The organism is Phenylobacterium sp. (assembly GCF_004297125.1).
Lineage (GTDB): Bacteria > Pseudomonadota > Alphaproteobacteria > Caulobacterales > Caulobacteraceae > Phenylobacterium.
This window is the reverse complement of record NZ_SCVD01000019.1, coordinates 506,932-515,386: the sequence shown is the minus strand read 5'-3', so window position 1 is coordinate 515,386 and position 8,455 is coordinate 506,932. Positions and strand designations below refer to the sequence as shown.

8 protein-coding genes are annotated in these 8,455 nt (G+C 70.6%); 2 read left to right on the top strand and 6 right to left on the bottom strand.

All coding sequences use genetic code 11. The annotated features are described in order from the left end of the window. The 4 genes from EPO51_RS10830 to EPO51_RS10815 form a co-directional block, all read right to left on the bottom strand. On the bottom strand, nt 1–237 hold a 237-nt coding region (locus EPO51_RS10830), incomplete at its 3' end, for a hypothetical protein (RefSeq protein ID WP_293345491.1). Between the two features lie 314 nt (nt 238–551). Continuing rightward, nucleotides 552–1,196, bottom strand: coding sequence for an SCE4755 family polysaccharide monooxygenase-like protein (locus EPO51_RS10825; RefSeq protein ID WP_293349955.1), 645 nt, complete (start codon nt 1,194–1,196; stop codon nt 552–554). A gap of 112 nt (nt 1,197–1,308) precedes the next feature. After that, nucleotides 1,309–2,043: a PEPxxWA-CTERM sorting domain-containing protein gene (locus EPO51_RS10820; RefSeq protein WP_293349952.1), complete on the bottom strand. Its 735-nt coding sequence runs from the start codon at nt 2,041–2,043 to the stop codon at nt 1,309–1,311. A gap of 101 nt (nt 2,044–2,144) precedes the next feature. After that, complete coding sequence (locus EPO51_RS10815; protein WP_293349949.1) at nt 2,145–2,810, bottom strand: glutathione S-transferase family protein; 666 nt, start codon at nt 2,808–2,810, stop codon at nt 2,145–2,147. Between the two features lie 92 nt (nt 2,811–2,902). On the opposite strand from EPO51_RS10815, the gene EPO51_RS10810 reads away from it, so the two are divergent. Further along, on the top strand, nt 2,903–3,799 hold the full coding sequence (locus tag EPO51_RS10810) for a LysR family transcriptional regulator (RefSeq protein WP_293349946.1): 897 nt from the start codon (nt 2,903–2,905) through the stop codon (nt 3,797–3,799). A gap of 7 nt (nt 3,800–3,806) precedes the next feature. Here EPO51_RS10810 and uvrC read toward each other — a convergent pair whose 3' ends face one another. Together uvrC and EPO51_RS10800 are read right to left on the bottom strand one after the other, a co-directional pair. Further along, a complete protein-coding gene (uvrC, locus tag EPO51_RS10805) occupies nt 3,807–5,687 on the bottom strand; it encodes an excinuclease ABC subunit UvrC (protein ID WP_293349943.1) in 1,881 nt (626 codons plus the stop codon). Between the two features lie 186 nt (nt 5,688–5,873). Then, on the bottom strand, nt 5,874–7,043 hold the full coding sequence (locus tag EPO51_RS10800) for an Sb-PDE family phosphodiesterase (RefSeq protein ID WP_293349940.1): 1,170 nt from the start codon (nt 7,041–7,043) through the stop codon (nt 5,874–5,876). 155 nt (nt 7,044–7,198) lie between these two features. On the opposite strand from EPO51_RS10800, the gene EPO51_RS10795 reads away from it, so the two are divergent. Continuing rightward, entirely contained in the window at nt 7,199–8,407 is a 1,209-nt protein-coding gene (locus EPO51_RS10795) for a TetR family transcriptional regulator (RefSeq protein ID WP_293349937.1), read from the top strand. The last annotated feature ends 48 nt before the right edge of the window (nt 8,408–8,455 follow it).

The following is an 8,455-nucleotide window of genomic DNA, read 5'->3' as shown; positions in this document are numbered from 1 at the left end:
CCGCTCGGCCTCGCGGGCGTCCAGCGCCTGCTGGCGCGCCAGCCTGGCCTCCAGCGCCACGGTCTGGCGCACCGAGCGCGAGATGGTGTGGAACGCCTTCACCAGCGCGACCCGCTGCTCCGGCGTCTCGGCCGCCTCCGCCTCCTCGAACGTCCGCTCAGCCAGCGCCAGCCCCAGCTCGGTCAGCCGAGCCAGGACGCGCGCATGCCGTTCGGCCATGTCGGGCGGGATGGACATGAACAAAAGAAGAACATGAGGCGCGCCGGAAGGCAAGGTTGGTGTTCAGGGGGTGCGTCCGATTTTGACGCTCGGGGGAGTTGCTGCCGCCTTGCGCCGGCCTTTCGCCGCCATCGCGCGCATCAGCGCCGATCGGAATCGTCCACGAACCACACGAACAAGGAGGAAGGGCCGCCGCGCCCCATCCAGGTTGGGCCTGTTCGTGTGGTTCGTGTGGTCGTGGATGATTAGGCAGCGCCTGCGGCGCGCGTTGAATCCGATGGCGAAGCGCGGCCCTTATCCGCCGCCCCCAATCCGCCGGAGGTCGATCGGTCCTAGCTCTTGGGCTTGGACTTCGGCTTGCCCTTGGCCTGGCCGGGCCACGCCATGTCGATCGGGAGCTTCGGATTGGCGGTGATCTTCAGGTCGGCGCAGTGGTGGTAGCTGAACCGGCCGTCGGTGTTGATCCCGTGCTCCTCCATGAACTGGATCACCTGGATCGTGCAGTGCTCGCAGTTGATGTTCGGGATCCTGACGTCGGTCTCCCATTCCTGGGCCGGCTTGCGCTCATGGTGTTCCCACAGGCCGTCCAGCAGGACGGGGGGCTTCGGGTTCGGATCGACCTTGCCGGACACCGAGATCGGGCCGCGCGAGCCCATGCGGGTGGTGTCCTCGGGGTCGGCCGGCAGCTCCGAACGGTCCAGGACCGCCAGCGCCACCCGGTAGAAGCCCGGGTGATAGACCGTCTCCTTGACCTTGATGTGCAGCAGCTCGCCGCCGGTCAGGGCGGTGACGTCGCCGGTGGGCGTGCCCGGATCGGCGGTCGTGCCGCCGCAGGGGCCGGCCTTCTGCGGATCGCCGAGCGGGCTCTCGACCAGCCAGGACTTGGGCTGCTGCAGGATGAAGTGGGCCGGGGCCGCGACCGGCGCGGCCAGCGCGGCCACGCCCACGCCGAGCGCGGCGAGCATGCGGAGTTTCATTCAGGGCCCCTCTTGGATGGATCGGCGACAGCGACCACCGTTCGGTAGCACGACTCGCATGGTCGGCGTCGCGGTCATGCGCCTCAGCACGCCCCGGCCCCGCCCCGCGCCGTCAGGCCGCCGCCACGTCGCGCCGCCGCCGCTCGCGGAGGGCCGCGCCGGCGCCGGCCATGCCGAGGATCATCAGGGCCCAGGTGGCCGGCTCCGGCACGGCGGCCGGACCGCCCACTTGGCCGAAGCGGACGTTGTCGAGGCCGATGTTGTCGCTGTTGCCCGCCAGGCCGGTGAGGTCGATGCGCAGGGTGAGCGACTGGCCCGCAAGGCCCGCGCCGAAGTCGAAGGCGGTGTGCCGCGGGCCGACTGTATCGCCCTGGACCAGCACGTTGGATTGCGAGAACAGCGTATCGGCGCCGCTGGTCACCCGGACGCCACCGGGCAGGGCGTAGTCCTTCGACGGCCAGCCGGCCAGGTCGAAGCCGAAGAGGACCACCTGGAACCCCGCGTCGGCGGTGAAGGTCAGGTCGATGTAGGTGGCTCCGTCGGTCTCGTTCTCCAGCACGTTGGTGAGGTCGCCGTAGGCGGTGGGCCAGCGGATCAGCGAGGTCTGGGGGCTGCCGGCGTAGTCGACCACCACATTGCCGGTGAAGCCTTCGGCGCCGAGGCCGTAGCTCGCGCCGCCCTGGACGGCGGCGGTGACGCGGTCGCCGTAGCTCTGGGGCATGCTGACGCTGACGTTCGGCTTGCTGTTGTCGACGTCGAAGGTGAGCACGGTGGCCCGGGCGGCGCCGGCGGCCAGGCCCGCGGCGAGCGCGGCCGTGGCGACGAGAGTTCGAAGGGTTCCGGACATGGAGAAGATACCTCTGGGTTGGGTTGGAAAGCGGGCGCAGAGCCTCGCCGCGCGGGCCCGAAAGACCGGCGGGGGGCAGGCGCGGTGAAGGATGGGGCGGCTCAGCCGGCCTCGCGGAGCTCCCGGCGGGAAGCGGCGAAGCCGTAGAAGGCGGCGTGGACCTCGTCCCAGGCGGGCCGGGCGCGCATCCGGTCCATCCACCCGGCCACCTTGGGCCAGGGCGTCAGGTCGAAGGCGACGGCCTGCGACAGGCCGACGTAGACCGCGCCCAGGTAGTCGGCGATGGAGAGCTCGGCGCCGCAGACGTAGGGGCCGTCGCCCAGCATGTAGCGGTCGAGGACCGAGAGCCAGTGCTGCGCCCGCTCCAGCCCGCGGCGGGAGACCTCGGCCTGCATGGCGGGCGGCAGGGCGGCCTCGGGCAGCAGGCGCGGATAGACGTAGTCGCCGTTCAGGTCCTTGGAGAGGCCGGTGTTGAACCAGTCCATGGCGGCGTTGACCCGGGCGCGGGCGCGCAGCTCGGCCGGGTAGGTCTTCGAGCCGGCGAGGTCGGCCAGATATTTGAGGATGGCCGAGCCCTCGGTCAGGACGAAGCCGTCGTGGTCCAGCACCGGCACGGCGCAGTTGGGGTTGAGCGCGGCGAAGGCCTCGCTGCGGGTCTCGCCGGCCAGGATCTCCACCCGCACGAGCTCTGCCGGCAGGTCGTGCTCGGCCAGGAACAGCATGACCGGCCGCGAGGTGGTCGAGATGGGGTCGCAGTAGAGTTTCACGTCGCAGGTCCTTCGTCGCGGCGTCCAATAGTTGCGCGAACGTTAGCGCTCAATCGACAAGCTTGAGCCTGGGCTCTACAGAAATGTTGAGCATGACCGAGTTCGACTGGAACGATGTGCGCTTCGTGCTGGCCGCGGTGCGCAGCGGCAGCGCCCTGGCCGCGGCGCGGGCGCTGAACGTGAGCCAGCCGACGATCGGCCGCCGCATCGCGGCGCTGGAAGAGGCGCTGGGCGCGTGCCTGTTCGAGCGCAGCGCAGCCGGCCTGCGCCTGACCGACCAGGGCCAGGCGCTGATGGCGCGATTCGAGGCGGTGGAGGCGGCCGCCCGCGACCTGCAGTCCGCGGCGCGGGCCGAGGCGCGGCGCGTCTCGGGCACGCTGCGGGTGACCACCAACGAGATCATCGCCAACTATGGCCTGGCCCCGGCCCTGCGGGAGTTCAGCGCCCAGTACCCGCACGTGCGCGTCGAGGTCATCGTGACGGACGAAATGCTGGACCTGTCGCGCGGGGAGGCGGACGTGGCCATCCGCGGCGGCGGGCGGCCGACGGAGGCCGGCGTGGTGGCGCGGCGGCTGACGGTGTCCGCCGTCGGGGTGTTCGGCGCCGAGGCGTATTTCGCGGCGCACGGGCGGCCGCGGCGCATGGAGGACCTGAACGACCACGTGTTCGTCTGCGGCGAAGGGCCCTACGCCCTGGTCGAGCCGATCGTCCGCGCGTTCGCCCCCAGGGCGCGGTTCGAGTACCGCTCCTCGACGGTGTCGAACATGGTGGCCAATGCGCGCCATGGCCTTGGGCTAGTGCTGCTGCCGGCCGCGTTCTTCACCCCCGACCGGGAGCGGGACCTCTCGCTGTGCCTGGAGACGCCGGGCATGGAGGTAGAGACCTGGCTGGCCACCCACGAGCGCCTCCGCCACCAGCCGCGCGTCCGCGCCTTCCTGGACTTCGTGGCCGCGTTCGAGGGCGCGCGCCGCCGGGTCGGACAGGCTTAGGGTCGCCCTACTCCTTCCGGAAGTACCCGTAGATCCGCTCGGCCAGCGGCTGGCTCACGCCTTCCACCTTCGCCAGGTCCTCCACACTCGCCCGGCTCACCCCGCGCGCGCTGCCGAACGCGTGGAGCAGGGCCCGCTTCCGGCCCGGCCCGACGCCGTCGATCTCGTCGAGGGGGTTCCTCTTCATATCGATGGCGCGGCGGGTGCGGTGGCTGCCGATGGCGAAGCGGTGGGCTTCGTCGCGGAGGCGCTGGAGATAGTAGAGGACCGGGGACCTGTGATCGAGGCGGAAGGGCTCCTTGCCCGGGACGAAGAACCGCTCCATCCCGGCGTCGCGGTCCAGGCCCTTGGCGACGCCCACCACCGGGATGTCGTCGACGCCGAGGTCGGCCATGACCTCCATCACCGCGGCGATCTGGCCCGCGCCGCCGTCGATCAGGACCAGGTCGGGACGGACGGTGTCCTCGCCGGCCTCCTCCTCCTTCACCAGGCGACCGAAGCGGCGGCGCAGCACCTCCTTCATCATCCCGAAGTCGTCGCCCGGCGTGAGGTCGGCGCCCTTGATGTTGAACTTGCGGTACTGGCTCTTCTGGAAGCCCTCGGGCCCGGCCACGATCATGCCGCCGACGGCGTTCGTGCCCATGATGTGGCTGTTGTCGTAGACCTCGATCCGCTCGGGATTGCCCTCCAGGCCGAAGGCCTCGCAGACGCCGGCCAGCAGCTTGGTCTGGGCCGAGCTCTCGGCCATCTTCCGGCCCAGGGCCTCGCGGGAATTGGTGAAGGCGTGCTCGACCAACTGGCGCTTCTCGCCGCGCTGGGGCCGGGAGATCTCGACCTTGCGGCCGGACTTCTGGGCGAAGGCCTCCTGCAGCAGCTCCTGTTCGGCCGGCAGGATGTTGACCAGCACCAGCTTGGGGATCGGCTTGTCGTCGTAGAACTGGCCCAGGAACGCGGCCATGACCTCCGGGTCCTCGTCGGTGCGGTCGACGCGGGGGAAGTAGGCGCGGTTGCCCCAGTTCTGGCCGGCGCGGAAGAAGAACACCTGCACGCAGGCCTGGCCGCCCTCCGAGTGGAGCGCGAAGACGTCGGCCTCCTCGAGGGTCTCCGGATTGACCGAGGTCTCCTGGGCCACCGAGGCCAGGGCGCGGATGCGGTCGCGCAGGCGGGCGGCCAGTTCGAACTCCATGTCGTCGGAGGCGGCCTGCATCTGCTCCGACATGCGGGCCATGACCGCGCGGGACTTGCCGCGCAGGAAGTCCTCGGCCTGCTCCACCAGCCTGGCGTAGTCGTCGAGTGCGATGAGGCCGGTGCAGGGCGCCGCGCAGCGCTTGATCTGGTGCAGCATGCACGGCCGCGTGCGGCTCTCGTATACGCTGTCGGAACAGGAGCGCAGCAGGAACGCCTTCTGCAGGGTGTTCAGCGTCTTGGTCACCGAATGGGCGCTGGCGAAGGGGCCGAAGTAGTCGCCCTTGATAGTGTGGGCGCCGCGGTGCTTGCGCAGCTGGGCGGCCGGATGCTCGCGGCGGATGACGATCTCGGGGAAGCTCTTGTCGTCGCGCAGCAGGACGTTGAAGCGCGGCTTCAGCTGCTTGATCAGGTTGATCTCGAGCAGCAGGGCGTCGGTCTCGGTGCGGGTGGTGACGAACTCCATCGAGCGCGTCTGATCCACCATGTGGGCGATGCGCTGGGTGTGGAAGCGGCCCTGGGCGTACTGGATCACCCGCTTCTTCAGCGAGCGCGCCTTGCCGACGTAGAGAACCTCGCCGTCCTCGCCCATCATCCGGTAGACCCCGGGGCGGTCGGGCAGGCGCTTGACCTCGTCCTTGATGAGCGCGGCGCCTTTCAGGGGCGGAGCCTCAATTGTAAGTGACGGGGGACCTTCGAGCATGGCGTCAATATAGGCGAGTCCGGGCGCTCCGGCAGGGGGCGGCAGGCGGCGGCGGTCCAGCCGGACCATGGCGAGAGCGGGCGGCGGCTGCGGGCCTCGTTCCAGCGGGCGCTGGACACCGTGGACGCGACCGAGCTGCAGCAGCGGAGGGGCATGGCGTTCGGCCGGGGGGCCGCGTCGAGCGCCTCAGCGTAGCGTGAGGGCCAGGTTGCGACCGGGCTCGACGAAGGCGTTCAGGACTTCCGCCTTTACGGTGAAGGCGTCCAGGTCGCTCACGTTCGCGACCTGGATCACCAGCTTACCGCGGGCGGGGACGACCGCGAGCCGCGACGCCGTCAGCGGAATGGCGGCCGGATCGAAACGCAGGTGGAAGGGGATGGAGGCGTCGTTGCGCACCTCCAGCTCGACGACGTCGCGGGTCAGGAAGCTCTCGACCCGCCGTCGGCCCGCGATGCGCAGCGCGCCGCCGACGATCTCGGAGAGCTCGCGCTCGCGGCCGTAGAGCGCCTGGCGGAACAGGGCGGCGGTCCGCTTGCGGAGGACGGCGTCCCGGATCGCGGCGATCGAAGTGTCCGGCGCGAGGACGAGGGTGGTGGTGCGGTGCTGCCCCTCCGGGATCTGCAGGTCGCTGTCGATCAGGCCGTGGACGTCCGAGGCCCCGACGACCGCCAGGCCGTGCTTCAGGGCCATGTCGAAGGCCTCGGACGAATACTGGGCGCTGTTGGCGATCTCCACGGCGTCCATCAGGCCATCGGCCAGGAGCGCGCGGTGGCCGGCCGGCATGGGGTCTCCCGCGCCGCGGTCGAGGCCGGGGTAGGCCCACGGATGGTTCCAGATGATCACGGCGCCCTGCCCGCGCGCGGCCCTCAGCGCCGGCCGGGGATCGGACTTGAGGTCGCCGACCGGGATGGCGTTGACGTCCGTCACGAACAGCACGTTGAAGTGGCCCCAGGGCAGCTCGCGGGTGATCTCGGCGCCGTTGATCGGCTGCACGCGCGATTTGATTCGAGCCGCCTCCGCGGTGGCGATCGCGTACGGACGGTTGCGATCGTCGCCCAGTACGTCGCCCTTGTGCGGCCGGGCCTCCAGGTGGTCGGTGAGCGCATAGGCGGCCAGATGGTCCTGCTCGGCCTCCCACAGCCGGATGGTCGGCCAGACGAGGCCATCGCTGAACAGGGTGTGGGTATGGGTGTCGACCGCCAGGACCCGGTCGCCGGCGGCGGTGGCCGGAAATTCGATTGCGCGCGTGTCGTGGGCGCGGGTCGAGGTCCGCTCGGGCGGCGACTGGGCGCCCGCTGGCGCGGCGGCCATGAGCAGGGCGACGGCGATGGAGGCGACAAGCTGCGCCTTGAGCATGGGATGTCCTCGGCAATCCGGTTGATCCCGGGGCGACTAGCAGGCTCCCATGACCGAAAAGATACAGTTGTGCGAATTCGACCCCTTGCTTTGTCACGAATATTTTTGCTCCTGCGACTAATGTCCGGACGCCTTCGAACGATTGCGAAACACAGATGAGCCGCAGACCCGCCGTGACCGCCCGCCTGGACACCGATCTCGAGGCCACCCTCTACGCGGCGATGACGCTGGTGGCGGCCGACGGTCTGAAGGGCCTCAGCCTGCGTCCGCTGGCGGATCGGCTGGGCTCCACGGTTTCGACGCTGACGCACCGGTTCGGCCTGAAGGACGAGCTGCTCGCCATCCTGATCGGGGCGGCGGCCGCGCAGGACGGCGCGTTCTTCGACCGCTGGCTGGCGCGGATCCGGGCGCTCGACGTGAGCGACGCCGCCCTGATGGCCGAGCTCGCCGACGCCATCCTCACCGACATGGCCGGGCCCGAGGCGCTGCGCACGCGGTTCTACTGCGAGCTGCTGCAAGGCGTGGTCGCGCGGCCGGAGATCGCGTCGGCGCTCGCGGCCTGGTCGGCGCGCCGCCAGGACTTCTGGCGCGCGGCGAGCGCCGGGCTGGCCGATCCCGAGCTCGGCGAGTGGCTCCACGCCTTCAGCACCATCGAGGCCGCCTACGGGCTGGCGGTTGGAGACGTGGCCGCCTACCGCTGGCTGCGGCGGCTCAGCCTGCGCCGGCTATGCTGCGGCCTGATCCCCTCCGACGGCGCGGCCGAACTCTGGCAGTTCCACGTTTTCCGCGCCGCGCTGGGCGACATGCTGGACGACCCTGGCCGCCCGGCCCCGGCGCTGACCGAATGGCAGGCGAAGGCCGCCGGCCACATTTCGGCGCTGATCATCGCGGAAGGCGCCGACGCCGTGACGCACCGGGCGATCGCCGCGCGGGCCGGCCTCGCCAACTCGACCCTCGCCTACCACTTCCCGCGCCAGGAGGACCTGTTGCGGGCCGGACTGAGCGACATCGCCACGCGGATCCGCGGCATCATCGCGCCCACGCCGGGCGAGGCCCCGCCGGACTTCGAACTGACGTCGGTGGAGCTGGCCCGCGCGACCTTCGCCGTCTCCCTGGCGGCCGTCCGCATGCCTGGCCTGATGGCCTTCTCGGCCGACCTGCGGCGGCGGCGCGGCGAGAACTACGTGGTCTATCTCAACAGCCAGCTTCCCGATGAGGCGCCGTTCGACGTCCTGTCCGCCCAGGCGATGTCGCTCACCGGCCAGGGACAGGTGATGCTGGACGCCATCCTCGACCCGAGTCCGGACGACCCCGCCTTCCGGCTCGCCGAGCGCCTGAAGGCGAGGGCGCTCGCCCGACGCTGAAGAAGTTCGTACATCCGTACTTGCAAGACCATGCAGAAGGAACAATTC

Bases quoted from the DNA above. Each gene is read 5' to 3' on its own strand.
- EPO51_RS10825 (WP_293349955.1), bottom strand. From the start codon at position 1,196: ATGAAACTCCGCATGCTCGCCGCGCTCGGCGTGGGCGTGGCCGCGCTG.
- EPO51_RS10820 (WP_293349952.1), bottom strand. From the start codon at position 2,043: ATGTCCGGAACCCTTCGAACTCTCGTCGCCACGGCCGCGCTCGCCGCG.
- EPO51_RS10810 (WP_293349946.1), top strand. From the start codon at position 2,903: ATGACCGAGTTCGACTGGAACGATGTGCGCTTCGTGCTGGCCGCGGTG.
- uvrC (WP_293349943.1), bottom strand. From the start codon at position 5,687: ATGCTCGAAGGTCCCCCGTCACTTACAATTGAGGCTCCGCCCCTGAAA.
- EPO51_RS10800 (WP_293349940.1), bottom strand. From the start codon at position 7,043: ATGCTCAAGGCGCAGCTTGTCGCCTCCATCGCCGTCGCCCTGCTCATG.
- EPO51_RS10795 (WP_293349937.1), top strand. From the start codon at position 7,199: ATGAGCCGCAGACCCGCCGTGACCGCCCGCCTGGACACCGATCTCGAG.